The 20,556-nt window shown below is 50.0% G+C and carries 17 protein-coding genes; 11 read left to right on the forward strand and 6 right to left on the reverse strand.

The features are described from left to right. Window positions 1-46: 46 nt before the first annotated feature. Window positions 47-520: a DUF2798 domain-containing protein gene (locus HQN87_RS09765; protein WP_173131482.1), complete on the reverse strand. Its 474-nt coding sequence runs from the start codon at window positions 518-520 to the stop codon at window positions 47-49. Between the two features lie 424 nt (window positions 521-944). Here HQN87_RS09765 and HQN87_RS09770 point away from each other — a divergent pair, with 424 nt between their 5' ends. The 3 genes from HQN87_RS09770 (at window position 945) to HQN87_RS09780 (ending at window position 4,404) form a co-directional block, all read left to right on the forward strand. Continuing rightward, a complete protein-coding gene (locus HQN87_RS09770) occupies window positions 945-1,361 on the forward strand; it encodes a MarR family winged helix-turn-helix transcriptional regulator (RefSeq protein WP_173131485.1) in 417 nt (138 codons plus the stop codon). A 301-nt stretch (window positions 1,362-1,662) separates the two neighbouring features. After that, window positions 1,663-3,492: an APC family permease gene (locus HQN87_RS09775; protein WP_173131488.1), complete on the forward strand. Its 1,830-nt coding sequence runs from the start codon at window positions 1,663-1,665 to the stop codon at window positions 3,490-3,492. Window positions 3,493-3,639: 147 nt separating this feature from the next. Continuing rightward, the gene (locus HQN87_RS09780; RefSeq protein ID WP_173131491.1) at window positions 3,640-4,404 is read left to right on the forward strand and encodes a hypothetical protein; all 765 of its coding nucleotides are present in this window, start codon (window positions 3,640-3,642) and stop codon (window positions 4,402-4,404) included. On the opposite strand, the gene HQN87_RS09785 is transcribed toward HQN87_RS09780, so the two are convergent. Continuing rightward, window positions 4,379-6,685, reverse strand: a complete 2,307-nt coding sequence (locus HQN87_RS09785; protein WP_254075444.1) for an AraC family transcriptional regulator — start codon at window positions 6,683-6,685, stop codon at window positions 4,379-4,381. The genes HQN87_RS09780 and HQN87_RS09785 overlap by 26 nt on opposite strands. Window positions 6,686-6,903: 218 nt before the next feature. Between HQN87_RS09785 and HQN87_RS09790 the strand changes: the two genes are divergently transcribed. Both HQN87_RS09790 and HQN87_RS09795 read left to right on the forward strand, forming a co-directional pair. Then, the gene (locus HQN87_RS09790; protein ID WP_173131496.1) at window positions 6,904-8,433 is read left to right on the forward strand and encodes an extracellular solute-binding protein; all 1,530 of its coding nucleotides are present in this window, start codon (window positions 6,904-6,906) and stop codon (window positions 8,431-8,433) included. Between the two features lie 759 nt (window positions 8,434-9,192). Then, window positions 9,193-10,593, forward strand: coding sequence for a helix-turn-helix domain-containing protein (locus HQN87_RS09795; RefSeq protein WP_173131498.1), 1,401 nt, complete (start codon window positions 9,193-9,195; stop codon window positions 10,591-10,593). A gap of 514 nt (window positions 10,594-11,107) precedes the next feature. On the opposite strand, the gene HQN87_RS09800 is transcribed toward HQN87_RS09795, so the two are convergent. Beyond that, window positions 11,108-11,269, reverse strand: a complete 162-nt coding sequence (locus HQN87_RS09800) for a hypothetical protein (RefSeq protein ID WP_173131500.1) — start codon at window positions 11,267-11,269, stop codon at window positions 11,108-11,110. A 265-nt stretch (window positions 11,270-11,534) separates the two neighbouring features. On the opposite strand from HQN87_RS09800, the gene HQN87_RS09805 reads away from it, so the two are divergent. After that, the gene (locus tag HQN87_RS09805) at window positions 11,535-11,939 is read left to right on the forward strand and encodes a GNAT family N-acetyltransferase (protein WP_173131502.1); all 405 of its coding nucleotides are present in this window, start codon (window positions 11,535-11,537) and stop codon (window positions 11,937-11,939) included. A 40-nt stretch (window positions 11,940-11,979) separates the two neighbouring features. Here HQN87_RS09805 and HQN87_RS09810 read toward each other — a convergent pair whose 3' ends face one another. Together HQN87_RS09810 and HQN87_RS09815 are read right to left on the reverse strand one after the other, a co-directional pair. Continuing rightward, window positions 11,980-12,258, reverse strand: a complete 279-nt coding sequence (locus HQN87_RS09810; RefSeq protein WP_173131504.1) for a DUF6809 family protein — start codon at window positions 12,256-12,258, stop codon at window positions 11,980-11,982. A gap of 140 nt (window positions 12,259-12,398) precedes the next feature. After that, on the reverse strand, window positions 12,399-12,578 hold the full coding sequence (locus HQN87_RS09815; protein ID WP_173131506.1) for a ribbon-helix-helix protein, CopG family: 180 nt from the start codon (window positions 12,576-12,578) through the stop codon (window positions 12,399-12,401). An 891-nt stretch (window positions 12,579-13,469) separates the two neighbouring features. On the opposite strand from HQN87_RS09815, the gene HQN87_RS09820 reads away from it, so the two are divergent. From HQN87_RS09820 to HQN87_RS09840, 5 genes are all read left to right on the forward strand, one after another. Next, a complete protein-coding gene (locus HQN87_RS09820; RefSeq protein WP_173131509.1) occupies window positions 13,470-15,029 on the forward strand; it encodes an extracellular solute-binding protein in 1,560 nt (519 codons plus the stop codon). A 114-nt stretch (window positions 15,030-15,143) separates the two neighbouring features. Continuing rightward, window positions 15,144-16,112 (forward strand): ABC transporter permease, encoded by a 969-nt coding sequence (locus tag HQN87_RS09825; RefSeq protein ID WP_173131512.1) that lies wholly within the window; start codon window positions 15,144-15,146, stop codon window positions 16,110-16,112. A 21-nt stretch (window positions 16,113-16,133) separates the two neighbouring features. Continuing rightward, a complete protein-coding gene (locus HQN87_RS09830) occupies window positions 16,134-17,009 on the forward strand; it encodes a carbohydrate ABC transporter permease (RefSeq protein ID WP_173131515.1) in 876 nt (291 codons plus the stop codon). A 47-nt stretch (window positions 17,010-17,056) separates the two neighbouring features. Then, entirely contained in the window at window positions 17,057-18,193 is a 1,137-nt protein-coding gene (locus tag HQN87_RS09835; protein ID WP_301953169.1) for a glycoside hydrolase family 88/105 protein, read from the forward strand. Window positions 18,194-18,317: 124 nt separating this feature from the next. Next, window positions 18,318-19,661, forward strand: a complete 1,344-nt coding sequence (locus tag HQN87_RS09840) for a glycoside hydrolase family 28 protein (protein WP_173131518.1) — start codon at window positions 18,318-18,320, stop codon at window positions 19,659-19,661. Window positions 19,662-19,811: 150 nt separating this feature from the next. Here the strand turns inward: HQN87_RS09840 and HQN87_RS09845 are convergent, their stop codons facing one another. After that, window positions 19,812-20,231: a hypothetical protein gene (locus HQN87_RS09845; RefSeq protein ID WP_173131521.1), complete on the reverse strand. Its 420-nt coding sequence runs from the start codon at window positions 20,229-20,231 to the stop codon at window positions 19,812-19,814. Between the last annotated feature and the right edge of the window lie 325 nt (window positions 20,232-20,556).

The following is a 20,556-nucleotide window of genomic DNA, read 5'->3' on the forward strand; positions in this document are numbered from 1 at the left end:
CTGAGTGCCAAGGCCGCGAACAACGTTAGTCCTATCTCCGCCAGTCTCAGAGGCCCGGGGCGGCAGTCCGTACCGGAAACATCCGGGTGAACAGGAAGCGGGTCAGCGGACCGACAACGATCAGCTGCAGCGGAAGGGCACAGATGAAATTAAGTCCCAGCACGGAGAAGTAATGACGGAAGAAGTTGTCTCCGAATCCGTAGTGTGCTAGTGTGCCGTATAGAGACATGAGAATGACCATCCCGCATACCATGAAGCACGAGATCGTCAGGACTTTTCGGATCTTGGGCGCGGAGGGCTTCACTATTCGGAAGGCCAGCCCTTTGGCGATTCTGCCGACCACCACAATATCGCAGAACAAGGCAACGGCAAGGGCCGGGAGCAAGCCTGCAGCCACATCCGCGAACAGCCTGCTGCTCACCCCATTAACCATAATCACATTATAAAAAGACATGAAGACGACCATGCAAAAACACATCATGCTGGTGAAAATTAAAGCTTCTTTTTTGTTGCTGTCCATGTTCCGAACTCCCTTAAATGTAAGTTTTTCAAACTTCATTTATAGTAGCAGTGGAAATGGTTATTGTCAACCTGGTTGACAATATTTTTGCCCACCTCTTGTGTATATCCAAAATGCACCATACTAAGGTTAGCAAGCCTCAGCCCATCAAAAATAGGCGGCCGGAACAAGCCTTGAATTATGACGGACGGGCAGATACTGGCGGATTCGGAAGGGTTGTTGCATGAAATGCAGGAATTGTTCTGCTAAGCTGTTTGTATGAGGAGGAATGCTGCCTTCTGTACAACAAATTGCGGATAACGCCCGATATTAGGAGGTAGTTATTGTATTTTATGCAGGATTTCAGTGGGAAACTTAAGTTGAGCTTATCCCATCTTATATAGTGGTGTTGGGGTATGAACTATTTCTAGAAGGAGGCTTGCAGATGAATGAGTATATCTCCGGGTTGAACCTGGTCGATTTAATCAGCGAGAAGCACAAGGTGCTGCGGGAGAAGGTGAACCAGTTGAGCGGGGAGCCGCTCAATAAGACGGAGACGCATATTCTGGCGATGCTGGAGCTGCACGGCACGTTGTCCATCTCGGAGGTCAGCAGGCTGATCAGCATATCCCGCCAGGGAACACAAAAGACGATCAACAATCTGCTGGCCGAGGGTTACGTAGACACTGCGGCCAAGGAAGGGAACAGCCGGGACAAGCCTATCTTGCTAACTCTGAAGGGAGCAGAGGCCTGCCGGAGTATGCTGGAGATCAAACAGACTATTGAAGCCGAGATCACGGCCCGGATCGGCAAGGAGCAGGTAGAGATGCTGCGTAAGCTGCTTACACAGGCTTGGCTCTGAGACAGTGGCGGTCAGTGTATTATCTAAGCCTGAATTTGGCTGAATATAGCAAAAAAAGCTGAAATAAGCAAACAGGACGAAGCAGAAAGCCTGCTTCGTCCTGTTTGCTGAGTCTTTCGGCAGTATCCATTTATTCTTAAATATTTGCAGTTTGTCTAGGATATCTGCATCTATACAGACGGTCATAAAAGGATTACTGTAGTATCGAACACGCAGCAAATATAGGCGTGCCTTCCAGTTATAAGTTCAGATTATTATTGCATGCCATGGGTAATATAACATTAAAAAAAGTCGGGTGAAGATGATGTCTTCCGTAAAAAGATTCCTGATTGGACGGCCGCTCAAGTCAGATCAGCTGGGCGAACAGAAGCTGAACAAAACCAAAGCCCTTGCCATTCTGTCCTCGGATGCCTTGTCTTCGGTTGCTTACGGGCCGGAACAGATTCTGCTGGTGCTGATTACCATCAGTACAGCGGCCTTCTGGTATTCGATTCCTATCGCTGTAGGGGTGCTCGTGCTGCTGCTGGCCCTGATTCTGTCCTACCGGCAGATTATCTTTGCCTATCCCCAAGGCGGTGGCGCCTATGTGGTATCGAAGGAGAATCTGGGCAAATATCCGGGACTGGTGGCCGGCGGTTCATTGCTCGTCGACTATATATTGACCGTAGCGGTAAGTGTATCTGCCGGAACGGATGCCATTACTTCAGCTTTTCCAAGTCTTCATCCGTATAACGTGCCCATTGCCATTATCTTCGTGCTTCTGATCACGACCCTGAATTTGCGCGGGGTTACAGAATCGGCCTCTTACCTGGCGTATCCGGTCTATCTGTTCGTCTTGGCGCTGTTCATTATGATCGGGCTTGGCCTGTTCAATATTGTGAGCGGGAATGTGCCGGCTGAGCTTCATACTTCTCTTGGTACGCCTGTGGCCGGGGTCAGCTTGTTCCTGCTGCTCCGGGCATTCTCCTCAGGGAGCTCGGCGCTGACAGGGGTGGAGGCAATCTCGAACGCTATTCCCAACTTCAAGGCTCCGGCACCGAACAATGCAGCGAAGACACTGGCGGCGATGGGTATCCTGCTGGCGCTGTTATTCTCAGGTATTGTGTTCCTGGCTTATTATTACGGCATTGCCCCGCGGGAAGAAGTTACGGTGGTCTCCGATATTGCCGAGCAGGTCTTCGGCCGGAACTTCATGTATTACTTCGTTCAGGGGACTACCGCCCTAATTCTGGTTCTGGCAGCGAATACCGGATATTCTGCATTTCCGCTGCTCGCTGTGAATCTGGCCAAGGATAAATTCATTCCCCGGATGTTCACCGTGCGCGGCGACCGGCTGGGTTACTCTAACGGGATTCTCAGCCTTGGCATTCTGTCGATTATTCTGATCATTGCCTTCGAAGGCCGGACCGAGCATCTCATCCCGCTGTATGCGGTAGGGGTATTCATTCCATTCACGCTCTCGCAGACCGGTATGATGGTCAAGTGGATCCGGCAGAGGCCGGAAGGCTGGCTGCCCAAGCTGATAATCAACACGACGGGGGCGCTCATCAGCTTCATCGTCACCATTATGTTCTTCCTGACCAAATTCGCACAAATCTGGCCGGTGCTGGTCTTCCTGCCGCTGATTATCCTGTTCTTCTACCGCATCCATAAGCATTATGAATCGGTTGCCGACCAGCTGCGGATCACGACCTGCGGCGAGCCGCCGCTTGCGATTGAAGGGAATATCATTATTCTGCCGGTAGCGGGAATTACGCATGTGGTGGAGAATTCGCTGCGGTATGCCCAGTCTCTGGGGGCCCAGCAGATAATCGCGGTACACATCCCGTTCGAGCGGGAGGATGACGCTATTTTTGAAGAGAAATGGAAAAAATTCCATCCCGAGGTGCGGCTGGTCACGCTATATTCGCCATACCGCAGCATTATCCATCCCCTGACCAAGTTCATTGATACGGTTCAGCGCAAGGCCAGTGAATCGAATTATCAGGTGACCGTCATTGTGCCGCAATTCATTCCGAAGAAGGGCTGGCATAATATCCTGCATAACCAGTCCAGTCTGCTGATCCGTGCGCATCTGCTGTACCGCAGAAATGTCATTATCACTACCGTTCCTTATCATTTGAAAAAATAACAAAATGTTGCGCAGAAGCCCTCTGCTCTCCGGTCATCCGGTGACGGGGGGCTTCTGCGGTAATATTCAATGAAAGCTGAAATTGTGGTAAGCTGAATTCGAGATAGTACCAATTGGACAAGCAGGCAGCGGATGGAGGGAATAGGGTTGAAGGAACGGATTATGAACGGATTCACAGGTAAGATTGTACTAACTATGATCATGCTTATGCTGCTGCTCACGGGCTGCGCGCAAGGAACGGCCCATATGACCGTGAAGAAGGATGGCTCACTGGATCTGGCCTTCAGTCTGCTGCTGGATGCCCGGGCAGAGAAGCTGGTCAGCGGCAAAGTGGAGGAGCTTCTGACCACCCGGCTCGCCGCCGCAGGCATTGAGCTTAATAAGACGGCAAGCGGCAAATCCACGGAATATCAGTTTCACAAAACGTATGCCTCGATGGAGGAGCTGAAGAACAGCAGCAGCGGCTTTGATATTGTGGACGCTGAGGTCGGACAGAGTGACCGGTGGCTGTATACCAAGTATGATGTGGTGGCCCAGCCTAAGCTGAACGCCTATTCAGATGAAATTATTGACGGCCTTGGCAGCATAAGTGTGCCGAAGTCCCTGGTCCGGCTGCTGATGGGCAGCTTCTCCGTTGATTTCAAATTAACAATCCCCTATAACCTGTACGGGCCTAATAATGCGGCGGAGCAGGACGGCAATACCTTAACCTGGCCTGTTTCACTTGCTGATTCCGAGCCGCTGCGGCTTGTAGTATATGTGCCGGATATCAAGAATATTGCCATTACTGTGGGCGGTATAGTGCTGATTGTGGCCGTATTGCTTACCTTATATATCAGAAAAAGAAAGCTGCGCAAGCCCAAGGCTCCGCCTGAGGCAACCGCGCTTAATCATCCTCCTGGACAGCTCTAGGCTTCGAGTGGAAGCTGTCCCGGTACTGGCCGGGGGTCATTCCCTCCTGCTTGCGGAAGGAACGGATGAAATTCTGCGAATTATTGTATCTTAAGCGGGAGGCGATATCCTTCACCGGCATGTCGGTCTCCTCCAGCCATTTCTTGGCCATTTTGAACCGGTACATGGTGAGGTAGTCACTGAAGTAATACTGGGTCTCCTTGCGGAACACACTGCTGATATAGTTGGCGTTATAATGCAGCCGGGAAGCGCATTCCTCCAGCGTTAGATCCTGATCATACTCATGCTGGACGATGTCGATCAGCTTCTCGGAGATATTATGGTACTGGGCATTCTGCCTGCTGTGAAAAATCGCGATAACCGGCTGGATCACGATCGTCCAGAACCAGTCTTCAATCTCTGCGACAATATGCAGATCCGTCAGCTCCTCGAACAATGATCCGCTTGCATGATAGATCTGATTCAGAGTGATCCCAGATTCCTGCATCATAATAAGTGTGTTGTTCAGCAGCCGGGTGAGCGGAATTTGATATTCCTGCGGAGAGAGTCCCAGCGCGAACACACATTTGAACAGCTTATGCAGCAGCTCCTTCGCCTTATCACTGTCCGCCAGCTTGATGGCATCCATCAGGTCATTTTCGGTATGGGTCGGGTAGTTCAGATTGAGATAGTGTTTGCCGGAGTTGATATTCTCGTACTGGATGATGATGCCTTTGCCCAGGGTAATCCGGTGCTTCAGCGCTTCCAGGCTTTCCCTGTAGGCAATGGACATTTTGTCAAAAGAATGGAACGGTAGGCTAAGCCCGATGCTGACCTGCAGCTTCAAGACATGATTAATCTCCTGCTGGAGCTTCTCCGTCAAGGCATAGAGCATCCGGTGAAAAGCTTCCGTGTCCTCATCGTGGCTGCCGATTAAGACAGCCAGGGCATGACCCATCATCACGGGGGTTAGCCTGTGATCCGCAGAGACCAGTTCCTGCGTCATATTATGCGCCGCGAATAACAGCAGATTGAGATCCTTTTTCTCATAGCTGCTCTCTTCCGAGAAGTCGATGCTCAGCGTAATGACAGCCATCGTCTTCCATTCCTCGACTTGCTTGCGGTACCCGTATTGCTCCAGCTCCTCCATCAGCTCCCGTCTCCGAAGATTGCCCCCGAAGGCCTGAATCAGGAAGAAGGTCCGCACCTGCCCGATATGCTGGCTGACCTCCTTCTCCAGTTGTGACTTGGATTGGAATAAGGAATGCACCTGCTCACCGATGAGCTGGAATTCATCGGTACGTCCCGCCCGCAGACCTGGCCGGCGCAGTCCGATCTGAGTGAGCAGCCGCTCGATTGGCGAGTACATGCGCCGGGAGCCCAGCCAGGCCAGCAGCACAGACAGCAGCAGCATGAACGTGCAGACGAATACCGTATAGGTGCCGATTTTGCCGGATTCGCGGGTCAGACTCTCAATTGAAGTCACCGACAGATAGATCCAGCCGTTAAGCTGGGAACGCATATAGGTTATGGAATATTCCGCTTCATTCATCTGGGTCTTGAATTGTCCGGACGGCTCGGCTGCAGTGGCAATCCGCTGGAAGCCCGTGAATCCGCCAGCCTCGGCAGGCTCTCCAATCAAGTTGCGGTCAGAATGCAGCAGAATCCGCCCGCTTTTATCCAGTACCATAATACTGTCCAGCGGCTGCATATCAGGGTTGATGAAGTCCTGGAGACTGCAGGCCGGAATATTCGCCAGAGCCAGTCCATATTTCTGCAGCTTGGTGGTCGGCAGCTTCTTGATCAGGCTGATGCTGTAGTTGCAGCCGGTCACATTAATGCTCTCTTCGCTATAGAACAGGGAGGAGGGGTTCAGCACCCAGGAGGAGCTGCCTTCCACATTCATGAGGTTCGTGAGCTGCTCGTAATTCTGATATTCATTCAGCCGGTAGAGCCCGGAATTCTTAATCATCCAGTTCTGCCGCTGATTGAGCAGAATGACATCCTCCAGCCGGGTATCGAACGACTGCATATTTCGGATCTCATTGCGGATATCATTATATAAAATGAAATCGGTTTCATTTAGCGGGTTGTTAAGCGCCTTTTTCAGCACCGATGAGTTCACGACCTGGTTCAATGTCTGGTTGACAGTATTCAGCTTATGCTCTACATTTGAGGTAATTTGTAAAATAAGCTCCTTTTTGCTTTCGTTAACATTTTTTTGAATTTCGCTGGAGGATGTGAAATAAGAGAAGGAGCCAATGAACAGCACCGGAAGGATGCTGATAGCAAACGCGAACATGGTTAATTTACTGAGAAAGCTAAGATGTTTCAACAGCGTTCAGCACCTTTGCATGAAATATGGAAATCACTGTCTTAAGTGTATGCATCACGAAGGATAATAACAATAATCATCTGGTGCCGCAATAATCATTTTCTCTACTCATTCATACATACGCTGAATTATTCAATACATTAGGGCTGAAATGATATGAATATTTCGATTCAGGAGGTTATGGAATGTTCAAAGGATTGGCGCGCAGGAAGGGGACTCTTGCAGGGTACTTCATATTATTTTTATCGTTCATTATGTTAAGCGCTTGCAGCGGGGATGAGTCTGAGCGTTCCGATCCAGCGGGTGCCCCTGCGCCGATCTCGATTCTGGCACCGCTGCATTTTCCGCAGACGCCTTCGGGGGAGCTGATCGCCGAGATTGAGAGATTAACCGGGACCCAGCTGGATATGACCTGGGTGCCGGAGGGGGTCTACACCGACAAAATGAATACAGCGCTGACCACCGGATCTCTGGGTAAAGTGACGTTCGTGAAATTCACCGATTATAATCCGGTTAAGAATATGATCCGTTCCGGCGCTTTTTGGGAGATTGGCCCCTACCTGGAGGAATTCCCGAATCTCAGCCGGCTGAATGCGGCGATTCTCAGGCAGACCACGGTGGACGGGGGGATCTATGGACTCTATACAGAAAGGCCTGCCTCCCGGCAGGGCATTATTATCCGCAAGGACTGGCTGGAGAAGCTGCACCTCAGTCCGCCCGGTACGCTGGAGGAGCTGTACGAGGTGATGAAGCAGTTCACCTATAGTGATCCGGACGGCAACGGCAAGGCAGACACCCTCGGACTGGTGGACCGCAACGATCTGGTGTACGGTGTATTCAAGACGTTAAGTTCCTATTTCGGCACGCCGAATAACTGGAAGATCGAGAACGGCCGGTTCATCCCGGAATTTGCGACCCCTGAGTATATGGACACGATGAATTTCATGCGCAAGCTGTATAAGGAGCAGATCATCAACCAGGATTTCGCCCTGACCAGCAAAGAGGTGCAGCGGGATAAGTTCATCCACGGGAGAGCGGGGATTTTTATCGGGAGCATGACAGATGTGCAGCGGCTCTCCATTGAGGCCAAGGCAATCAACCCCAGGGCGGAGCTGACGCTAATTAACCGGGTTAAGGGGCCGCAAGGATACAGGGTATGGTCCATTCCCAAGTACAACGGCTTGTATCTCTTTTCCCGCAAAGCCATTGCCACCGAGCAGGAGCTGAAGCAGGTCCTCGGATTCTTCGACCGCACGATGGATGAGGATGTAGCCAACCTGATGGCCTACGGCTTCGAGGGCCGCCACTATAAGCTGGACGGGGAAGGCAAAGTGATTCTTCCGGAAGAAACGTCCCAGCTTCGGGTGTATGAGGTCAATCCGCTCAATTCCCTGATGATCGCCGATGTGGGCAACCCGCATATCAAAGAAGTCGCCCGGAAAGAGCAGCTTACAGCCCTTGCCGACCAGCTCAGCCGGGATAACGAGCAGTTCCTGGTCGATGACCCGGCCGTACGTCTAACCTCCCCCACCTATGATGAGAAGAACGCCGAGCTGTCCGCCATTATCGTGGATGCGACCTACAATTATATTCTGGGCAATATCGACGCCGCCGGCTTCGCCGGGGAGGTCGAGAAATGGCGGATCAGCGGGGGCAGCCTGATTATTCAGGAGTACTCGGAGGCGGAGGCTAAGGCGAGGAGTCTGGAGGAGTGAGGGACAGATGTATAGAGCCGGGGTTACAACTAGCTCAGAGATAAGCCGCTATGTCGCGTATAACTTCTAAATTGTGGTAAGATAAGGGTTATTTATAACTTGCTGGATTATGAGGATAAAATATGGAACCCGTTATTATCTGAAAGGCCCTGCCGCGAAGCGGTGGGGCTTTTTGCATTGATGTCCTGCTTTGGGCGAGGAGGGCAGGGCAAACAGGAGTTGGAAAAAAGGCACTTAATTCTTCTGTAACGTAGTGTTGGGGGTAAGCAGTTGGAAAAAGTACATCTAATTCACCGAACCTTTTGGATTTAGCAGAAATCGGAGCGATTAAGTGTTGTTTATCCAATTATTCTCTGTAAATGTGCTAATGTTGTAAAATTAGATGTACAAATTCCATTTAGATCATCCGCCGCGCTCAGCAATGCACGTAAGCTACCTTGACTCTATGCATCACCATCACCCAATGGATTCAGTCCTGCCTTCTCCGGCAGACCCACGCCCGCCCGATTCACTTATTGCAGAACAGCGAGCCGCGTCTACCCGTGGAAATTCGAAGCGTCCAGCTCCTATTTCCGCACCTGAATAAGTTAAAAGATGCCTTGGATGGCGAAAGTGGCAACTGTAATGCCAAATTTTAAAAGTTTAGGAAAAATACATAAATAAAGCTTGATAATTGAATCGACCACTGGTATATTTTGTATAACAAAAGGGATAAAATTCTATTTACTGCCAAATTTGAATGAGAGAGGTGGTTAGGACTTGGAGGCAACAACAACCACGATATTAGGAGAACTGGAGGAGTATTTGAGGCAAAAGGCTCTGACGATCACTCAATTCGCCAAGCGTTCCCAGCTTCATTCCGGCACACTTAGCAATATACTTCATGGGTACCGGCCGATTGCGATGCAGCAGCTTGACCGGATCACGCAGGCTATGGGGCAGGAGGAGGGATTCTTCTACGACCTGTATATTGATAATTACATTATCGGCGGTTCTTCTGACTGGCGCAGAATTGGTCCGCTGCTGCTCCGCTGTGCAGATCTGAATAAGCTGGATAGCATGCAGCGGATTGCCCGCCATATTCTGGACAATTTGATGTATGCGCCCTTGCTGTTTGATATTGCCGAAGAGATGTTGACTGCCGGTAAAATGAAGGCCGCCGCCATGATCTATGAGATTGTCGCCGAAGCCGAACGCTACCAGCATTCGGAACGGCTGGCGTTATGCCAGTTCAGGCTGTTCACCATATCGCTCAGTGATGATCAGGACAGAAATTTGTGGGCGGCTAACCGGTTCGAGCCTTTTGTCGAGCGACTGGATGAAGTGGACCAACTGGACGCACTCAAAGAGCTTGCCAATACATACCGTTCGCTACAGCGCTGGGACAAGGTCGATGAATTTGCTTCTACAATGGGTCACAAGGCCAGAATCCAATACGACCTGAAATACCATTCTGACCTGAAATCGGCCGAATCCGGCAAACTTCCTATAAGGCCTTTGTTCTTTTATATTGCATACAGTGACTTGCTGCGGGGGAACGTTTGTGATGAGCTGGGGGATTATGAGGGGGCATTGGGATACAAAGATGCGTATGCTGATTTAAGCTGGGTAAGAGAGCAGGGCGATGCTGTAGAACACTGGAAGAACTTGTTTCATGAATGGTCAAAAGCAAATATTTATATTACAAAGTTACTGAGTGGGGATACCACAGTATTGGAATCTTATGTCGCCTATATTGATAAACATAGAAATGAACTAGTTATTGGTTTGTTATATATTTTGAGAGCAGCTAATAAAAATCAACTTAATATTGATAGGACGCTAGAGTTTTATCAGCAAGAAGTAGAAGAAATATTAATTGAGCTTATTAAAAGTAGGTATTCGCGAAACCTTGCTATGGATCGTCAAGCTAATTTAATCTATGAACTCGCTTATTATTATTTATATAAAGAGGAGTACACTAAAGGTTTTGATTTATTGTTAAAAACTATAATAAATTTCCAACACTTAAATAATGAAAGGAATGTACTTGAATGTGTGACTCTATTTGAAAGGTTTAGAAATGTTGCGAATCAAGAAATTCAGGATCAGTATCAAACTCAACTATTAGGAGGGGTATGTTATGAAGAAAAAAGTAGTTGTACTTCTAACGGTTTTTAGCATCATCTTGTCACCGATTATTGTAGTGGTGGAAGCACCGAACTCCCCTATTTTATCCTTATTTAATCACGGAGACGGCTAAGCTATATTGCAACCTGTCAGCCAAAAATATCTGCTACTAACAACTTTTTCAGGAGGGGGAAATCATGAAGAAAATTGTAGTTGTACTTCTAACTGTTCTTAGTATCATTCTAGTGCCCGTTATTGCCGGGCCAACCGTACCAAATCCGCCAGGGATATCCATATACACTCACGGGGAAGGCTGAGTTATTCCTTGACAATCTTTGATGGACATAATCCGATGATCCAAATAAAAGCCCTACCACTTGCTACAGCGGTGGGGCTTAAGCAATGTACATCATTCTCCACTATTAAACCAGTGTAGATTAGTGCGACACAATTGGGTTCTGTTTGCTTTGAACGGATGCGCTTTTATATCAGACTTTGCATGATATTTTGCAGAGGGGTAGTCGACTATACTTGTTTCATTATTCTTTAACAAAAAAGGCCCGCCCTATTGGCGAACCTTGGTAGCAGATTGACCCTGCTTTAATTTAGCTATTGCATCGCTAACCATTTTGTCACGCTCGGGATTGGCGCCGGGCATCGATTGCTCAACGTAATGACCGCCTGCAAACCGACGAGCAGCATCATCAAGATTTATTTTCTTCTTCATGATAATCACCTCATAAGGATAAGTATAGAATAATCAGGCGTTCCGCGACAAATTCATCTATTAGCATAAATGTAGAGAAGATCCTCTTTGCACTCCCAAGAGCTACTCCTTGACCCTAATGATTCTTCATTAAGTTAACAGGCAGCTATGCTAATTAGTACAAAAGTTTCTTCGAACATTCCATTATCTTTATACCTATTTAATGTTAACCTGACCAGAGGAAAAGATCTGTATCTAACAAACATTTAGGAAAGATGGTGCTGAGATGAATATCCGTTACGCTTCAAATATTGAGTTTATCACTAAGGAGACGCTTCAAGAGTTATTTCTATCGGTAAATTGGGAGTCCGGGAAATATCCAAATGAGCTTATGCAAGCAATTCAAAACTCTCATTCAATTGTGGGAGCTTGGGATGGAGAGAAGCTCGTTGGTCTCGTAAATGCCCTGTCTGATGGTATTTTAACAGTGTATTTCCCTTATATGCTTATCAATCCCAGTTATCAGGGGAAAGGAGTAGGTAAAGAAATGATGACCACTATGCTCAATCGATATAAAGAATATAAAAATAAAGTGCTAATTTCTTATCCGAATGCAGTAGATTTCTACTTTAAGTGTGGATTTTCGAGTGAGCATGGTGCTACGCCTATGTTTATTTCAGAGTTGGTCTAATGCTGTACTTCTCCCGGGAATGATTCGGGCCAGCTGACTATTATGAAGTCTCCCGATTACTCATTACTTCAATTAATAGGTTTGCTCCTAACTTGAACCCTTCAATAAAGGCAGCTTCCACATGCATACTGTTCACGCTGTCGCACAAGTCCAAATATTCCTCTAATTCTCGAAACACTTCTTCCCCTAACCGTTCGCGCCATTGCTGTGTCTCCGCTGTTACCTGTTTGCATGCAGAGCGATATTCTGGATGAGATGGCACAATGGTCATATCGGGTTGAAGCTTCCCGCGGTACAAGGCTTCCAAAATTGCTGTCATATTCGTCCTCCCACTATTATCATCGCATCGCTTGAATGAGCTTCCTGCACATGGTAGGATATTTATGCAGTCTGCTTATCCAAGCGGTTGCGTGGTAGGAAGTAGCGGTGTTCTTTGCGGGACTTACGCTGCTTCCTTTTTTATTTTTGGAGCTCGTCAAACACCTTTTCAATCCCTTTGCGGACAATTGCAGAACGTGACGTATTCAGCTTATCGGCAGCAGCATCAAGCTTGCTCATGATTTCCTGATCGACACGTATCTCAATTGTTTGGCTTTTGGGTTTGTCAGATGGTGGACGCCCTATCTTTTTGGAGGACATCGCTTCACCTCCTTTTTTGTCCTGACAATAATATATTATTGTCAGGACAAAAAGTCAATGAGTTCCTTCATGATCCCCCGCCTTATCATACGTAAAATGCGGCTAACTCCGCTGGAAGTAGAGGACTAAACAAACACAGATGTTATGACTCCGGAAATAGTTGGAATTCCTCCGCTTGCTGACGAGCAAATAAACGCTGTTAAAGCAACAGTTGGAAAAACAACACTTAAATTCCCCCAATTCAGCCGCAGTAGGCAAAACTAACATAATTAGATGCCTTTTTTCCAACTACTTCCGCCTTTTCTCAGAAGTGAGCCTAATTAAGATACCTTTTTCCACTTGCTTGTTTGCAGGAGAAGTTAACCTCTCATTCCTGCTCTTCGCCGCACTTTTGTCGCCACCAAGTTCCGCCCACGCTGTTGGTATAGCTCCTGCATTGCCACTCTGAACCCAAGCTTCACCGTCCTCCCCCAGCTCTTAATCCAAGCCCCGCCGCGCGAAGCGGCGGGGTAGCCTTTTTGCCCCCCCTTCAAGGATATGCATTGAAAGGCCCCACCCCTGGAGCGGCAGAAAGGGACGGAGGGAGATTTGGAACTGTAGGAGCGATAGCGTCCGCCTTTGTCTCCGGATGTTATCTGCTGCAAGCAATATAATCAACAACATCAGGAGACAACAGCGGCCGAAAGTTCAAAGCTCACGCAGTCCCGCCCCCCGCGCTCCCCAAGGGGTTAGCTTCCAATGCATATCCCCCTCCCCCCATCACACGATAATCATTAACCCACACCCCTACGCCCAGCGCGCTTTTATGAGGAAATGATTGTATTCGTAATCCTTCGTGCCCTGTATTGTGAGGCTTGTAACCAATACAAGTTAAACGGAGGTCACAAAGGAATGACAAAAAAATCCTTCACCCTGCTCCTAAGCTCGCTGCTGACACTCAGCATGTTGTCCGCTTGCGGCGGTAACAACAACAAAGAGGCGGCAGCTACGAAAGACCCGGGCGCCAGCACCGGGACCAACACAACCGCAACCACGGACCCGGCCGCAGAGCCGGAGAAGCCGACAGAGATCAAGATTATGCTACCGCTGAACACGACAGATACTCCGCCGGACACGATCAAGACGGAAGTGGAGAAAATAACGAATACGAAGCTGACCTATCAGTTTTTCCCGGCAGATACGTATGAAGAGAAGCTGAACTCCTCGTTCGCCACAGGCTCTCTGCCGCAGGTGACCTATCTGAAGAATCAGACGACCTTCCTGCAGATGAAGGAAGCGATCAAGGACGGGCAGTTCTGGGAGATCGGGCCGCTCCTCAGCGAATTCCCGAACCTGAACAAGCTGAAGCCGGAGATCCTGAATAACACGAAGGTGGACGGCAAGCTCTATACCCTGTACATCGGGCGTCCGCTGGCCCGCCAGGGGATTATCTACCGCAAGGACTGGGCGGATAAGCTGGGACTGGCCGCACCCGCCAATACCGAGGAATTGTTCGCCATGGCCAAAGCCTTCACCGAGCAGGACCCGGACGGCAACGGCGTGAAGGATACCATCGGACTGGTAGACCGCAATGAGCTGGTGTATGGCGCATTCAAAACGGTCTCTTCCTGGTTCGGCACGCCGAACAACTGGGCAGAGAAGGACGGCCAGCTGGCACCGGAGTTCACCTTCCCGCAATATATCGACACGATGGATTTCTTCCGGAAGCTGCGTGAAGGCGGATACATGAACCAGGACTTCGCAGCAACCAGTAAGACGGATGCGGTGAATACGTTCGTCAGCGGCAAGGCGGGCCTCTATATCGGCGGCTCGATGCAGGATATTGATTCCCTGAACAAGGACCTGATCAAGAACGTGCCGGATGCCGTGCTGGATACCCACAGTATGGTGGCCGGACCCGAAGGCAAGTTCGCCCAGTGGATGATTCCCGGTTATAACAACGTAGTGCTGTTCCCGAAATCTGCGGTAAAGGATGAAGCGGAGCTGAAGCAAATTCTGAAGTTCTTCGACTATATGATGACCCCTGAAGTGTCCAACCTGATGTACTGGGGCATTGAAGGCACCCATTACACCGTAGTGGACGGCAAGGCCAAGGCTACAGACAATAAAGAGCTGATTGAACGTGAAGTCAAAGGCTTCAAGGACAGCGTCATTGGCGAATACGAAACGAACGGTATGTATCAGAGTCTGAACGTGCTGCCGGGCCGGATTCATGCGGAAGAGCTGGTGCTGGAGAATGTGAAGGTAGGGGTAGCAGATCCTACAGCAGCACTGGATTCGGCAACCTATACGTCTAAGGGTGTTGAGCTTCAGCAGATTATTACGGATGCCACTTATAAATACATGTACGGTCAGCTCGATAAGGCCGGATTCGAGAAGGAAGTCGAGAACTGGAAAAGCCGGGGCGGGGCGAACATCATCGAAGAATATAATGCCGCTTACACCAAATAAACAGAGCGCAGCAGCTTTGGCTGTGAGCTGAACAGGAAGTGGGCTGCCTCGGGTTAGCGCTCCGGCAGCTTTTTTCTCCACTATAGAAGAATTTACAGAGAAAGGAAGAGAATCATGCAGGAAGTTACCGCCCCGCCCCGCGCAGTTCCCGAACCGAAGCCGAAGCAATATAAGAGCAGCAGTGAGCTGAAGAAGCGGCTGTGGAGAAACAAATTACTCTATGTGATGCTGATCCCCGGCGTGCTGTATTTCATTGTCTTCAAATATTTCCCGATGTACGGGCTGATTATTTCCTTCCAGGACTACAAGCCCTACCAAGGGATTACCGGGAGCGAGTGGGTTGGAATGAAGCATTTCAGCCGCCTGTTCACCGAACCTGATTTTCTGAACATTCTGGCGAATACGCTGATTCTGTTCGGGATGAATATCCTGATTTATTTTCCGATTCCAATTATTCTGGCCCTGATGCTTAATGAACTGAGAGGCACCTTCTTCAAAAGATTCTTCCAGACCCTGGTCTATCTGCCGCATTTCATGTCCTGGGTCATCGTCGTCTCGATCTCCTTCGTCATGGTGACGATGGACGGGGGGATCATCAACGAGCTGCTGGCCTACTTCGGATTCTCCAAAATCAATTTCCTGCTCAGCCCCGGCTGGTTCCGGCCGATGTATATCCTTCAGGTGATCTGGCGGGAAGCGGGCTGGGGGACGATTATCTATCTGGCTTCCATTGCTGCGATTGATCCCGGGCTGTATGAAGCTTCGCGCATGGACGGAGCCGGACGGCTCAGACAAGTCTGGCATATTACCCTTCCGGCCATCCGGGGAGTGATCATCACCCTGTTTATTCTGAAAATCGGTTCCGTCCTCGATCTGGGCTTCGAGCATGTCTATCTGCTGCTCAATTCCATGAACCGTGAGGTGGCGGAAATTATTGATACGTATGTCTACACCGCCGGACTGCGGCAAGGGCAGTTCAGCTACAGTACCGCCATTGGCTTCTTCAAGTCAATCGTGGGTCTGATCATGGTCATGACCGTCAACAAGATTTCCAAGAAAATAGGAGAAGAAGGCGTTTATTAATATGCCGCAGGAGGAATTGAAATGGTAGAAGACCGCACGATCAGCGGCAGAATATTCTCTGCCGTCAACTTTACGCTGCTTGCACTCATCGCGCTGGTAACAGTGCTTCCGTTCGTCCATGTAGTCGCAGGCTCCTTCACTACCAGTGCAGAGCTGGCCGCCAACAAGTTTGTGCTGATTCCCAAGGTATGGAGCTTTGAGGCTTATAAATTTATTTTCTCAACGAATACGATCTTCAGAGCGCTCGGCGTATCCATCGGGGTAACGCTGATAGGAACTCTGTTCAGTATGTTCGTCACGGCGCTGATGGCTTACGGGCTCTCCCGCAGGGATCTGGACGGCCGCCGGGTCTTCAACTTCCTGGTGGTGTTCACGATGCTGTTCCACGGCGGAATGATTCCGACGTTCCTGGTGGTGAAGGAGCTGGGACTGATCGACTCGTATGCGGCGCTTATTCTTCCGTCCGCGATCAGTGCGTTTAATATGATTATATTGAAGAATTTTTTCCAGAACATTCCTGAAGGACTGGAGGAATCGGCCAAGATTGACGGCTGCAATGACTTCGGGATTCTGTTCAAAATCGTACTGCCGCTGTCGCTGCCGGCGATTGCCACGATCTCCTTGTTCTATGCCGTGACGTACTGGAACACGTATATGAGCGCCATTCTGTATCTGGATAACAGCGCCAAGTGGCCGATTCAGGTCCTGCTGCGGCAGATTGTCGTGCTGGCCAGCGGGATGGATCACAGTGCAGCGCTCGATGGCACGGTGCCGCCGCCGGATCAGACGATCAAGATGGCTGTTATCGTGGTGGCTACGCTGCCGATTCTGATGGTGTATCCGTTCCTGCAAAAGCATTTTGCCAAAGGTGCGATGCTAGGCTCGATGAAGGGCTGATGCTGACGGGGAAATCGCTGATGCTAAGGGAAGACCGGATATTCTGAATGATTGAAAGGGGAATAACGATGATTGGCAGTCTGCCGCAAACACCGATAGAATGGGCGCAAAAGGCCTGTGATTCATTGATGGATACGTATCAGGCGGGAGAGCTCCCGCCTGCACACCGCTGGCATTACCACCAAGGCGTATTTCTGTGCGGAATGGAGCTGCTGTGGGAGGCGGTCCGGGAAGACCGTTACATCGAATATATCCAGCAGTATGTGGATGATCTGGTGGATGAGCAGGGGAATTTCGACTTTGCCCGCGATGAGCTGGATGCTGTACAGGCGGGGCTGCTGCTGTTCAAGCTGCATGAACGGACCGGGAAGCCGAAGTACCGGGAAGCAGCGGCCAAGCTCCGCCATCTGCTGCTGACGCTGAACCGGACCTCCGAAGGCGGGTACTGGCATAAGGATAAATATGCGAATCAGATGTGGCTTGACGGACTATATATGGCCGGGGTGTTCTCGCTGAAGTATGCGAATGCCTATGGAGAAGAGGGCCTGCGCAGCGAGGTACTGCATCAGGAGCGGCTGATGCGCAAATATATGAAGGACGAGGCCACGGGACTTCTCTACCATGCCTGGGATGAGAGCCGCAGAATGCCCTGGGCGAACCCGGATACCGGCTGCTCGCCGGAGTTCTGGAGCCGTTCGCTCGGCTGGTACGGGCTGGCGCTCTCGCAGTTTATGGATGAGTTGCCGGAGCAAGATCGGGGGCGGGTGGAGCTGGCTGCCGAGCTGAGCGGATTCGTGCAGGCGCTGATCCGCTATCAGGACCCGCAGAGCGGTCTGTGGTATCAGGTAGTCGATAAGGGAACAGAGCCGGATAACTGGCTGGAGACCTCCGGCTCCTGCCTGTTCGTCTACACGATTGCCCGTGCGGTGAAGCTGGGCATCCTGCCCTCTTCCGTGGAGGAAGAAGCCGTAACTGCAGCACGCAAAGGCTATGAAGGCTTAATTCAGGTGCTGCAGTGGGATGAGCAGGACCGGCTGGTTCTGCCGGATATCTGCATCGGAACCTCGGCGGGAGATTACCAGAGCTATGTCACCCGCCCGAAGGTCAGCAACGATCTGCATGGGGTGGGGGCGCTGGTTATGGCTTGTGTGGAGATGCAGGCGTTGTACCCGGCCAAAGTGTAGCAGAGCCTGAGACTGGGGGTTCGGCAGAATCGTAGTGAAGCTTGAAGTGACTGTATGCGGCGGAAAGCGTAGCAAAGCTTGAGCCGCCTGAATCAGCAGCGGATTAGAATGAAGGAGGCGTACTGTGTTTAATATAGTGGACTACGGAGCGCTCCGGGATAGTGGGGTTCCGGCAACGACAGCGATTGCGGATGCTATCTGGGCGGCGTACAGCGCCGGAGGAGGCACGGTGTATGTTCCGGCTGGCATCTTCCTGACAGGTGCGGTGCGCCTGCGCAGCAACATTCAGCTGCATTTAAGCCCTGGAGCGGTATTGTCCTTCAGCACTGATCCGGCGGATTATCCGGCCGTGGAATCCCGGTGGGAAGGCGTGAAGCAGGAGGTTCATGCAGCCTGCATTTATGGGGCGGAGCTTGTGAATGTCTCCATCACAGGAAGCGGGACGATCGACGGGAATGGTGCGCCCTGGTGGGAGAAGCACCGGAACCACCCGGAAGAGCTGGAGTATCCCCGCCCGAGATTAATCGGCTTCGACAACTGCAGCCGGGTAACGATCAGGGATGTCCAGCTGATTAATTCTCCCAGCTGGACAGTGAACCCTATCGGCTGCAGCAATGTGCTGATTGACAATCTGTCGATTCTGAATCCGGCTGATTCGCCCAATACAGACGGGATTAACCCCGAGTCCTGCCGCGATGTCCGCATCAGCAATTGTCATATTGATGTAGGCGATGACTGCATTGCCATCAAGGCAGGCACCGAGGATACCAAGGAGCGGATTCCCTGCGAGAATATCACGATTACGAACTGCGTTATGGTCCACGGCCACGGAGCCGTGGTGCTGGGCAGTGAGATGAGCGGAGATATCCGCAATGTGACGATCAGCAATTGTGTATTCAAGCAGACGGACCGCGGCATCCGCATGAAATCGCGCAGAGGGCGCGGCGGGATCATCGAGGATGTCCGGGTCAGCAACATTGTAATGGAGGATGTGATCTGTCCCTTCACACTTAATCTCTATTATTACTGCGGACCCCGGGGCAAGGAGAAATACGTCTGGGACAAGAATCCGTATCCGGTGACGGAGGAGACGCCGCAGTTCCGGCGGATTCATTATGCCAATATTACGGCCCGCAATGTCCACGCTGCGGCGGGATTCCTGTACGGGCTGGCCGAGCAGGTGATCTCGGAGATAAGCTTCACCAATATTGATATTTCCATGGCGGAACATGCGGTGCCCGGCCATCCTGATATGATGAGCGGCATGGAGGATATGCAGCGCCGGGGCTTCTATCTCGGCAATGTCCGCGATGTGCAGTTTCAGCAGGTCAGCATTGAGAACCATGACGGCCCGGCCTTTTACATCGAGAATGGAGAAGCAGTGGAGCTTCTGAACTGCCGTTCGCGGAACACCGCCAAGCCGGAGAAACTGGTGGAGCGGGTTGGTGGGGAGTTGGCGGAACGATAAAAGCTTGGGGGCCAGTGAGATCAGGAGAGACCTGTGAGATCTGGTGAGATCAGGGGGAGTCGTTCCTTGGGGCGTGCGAATAGAATTTGTAAGTGAAAGAGCCTGGTCCTGTTAGGGGACCGGGCTTTTAAGGTTAAATAGAAGTTTGCTCTATTCAACTTGAATCTTCAAGGCATAAATCGCAGAACCCTTCTTCCAAGTAGCCATTACTCCATAAATGTAGGTGCCTTTACTATCCGGGACATGAAATTGGTTAGATTCGGTTATATCTTTGAACTTGTATTTACTAAAGTGTTCTCTTATTAGTATGGAATCAGGTGTAGAGTCGAATTGTATAGTAATTGTCGATCCGCCCGGAATGATCTCGGGATCTTTGTCCTCCATAGCTTCCCATGGGCCACCATATAATTCTTTGGCACCCCAACTATATGTACTAATCTCCACAGGAACCGTCTCCCCGGTCTCCAAAGTAGCAACCATCTCAGGTAACGGCATAGAATTGAATTTACTACACCCAGTGATTATCACTATAAGAATAAGTGCTAATAATAACTTTCCTAACCTGTTCATAGGCATCCCCTTTTTGGCAGACTATGTAAGAGATATTCTATACTACGATTGCAAAAAATCAAACAAAGGGATAGTTGTATTCTGTACATTTAAAAACTGTGAAAAGGAAGAATTTCCTCTTCTAACTGTAATTTGTACAACTAAATCTGCCCGAATAGGAAGAAACCCGGTAGAGACGGAATTTTAGGTGTACGAAATACAACTAAACGTATCATAGTTGGAATATCAGATGATTTAGGTGTACGGAGTGCAATTAAGTAGACGACATGTACTTTAATCGGGCACGGCAAACTCTTAGTATGCGATGGGTTACAACATTCCCTAC

Origin of the sequence: Paenibacillus tritici (genome assembly GCF_013204885.1) — a bacterium.
Classification (GTDB): Bacteria; Bacillota; Bacilli; order Paenibacillales; family Paenibacillaceae; genus Paenibacillus_AQ; species Paenibacillus_AQ tritici.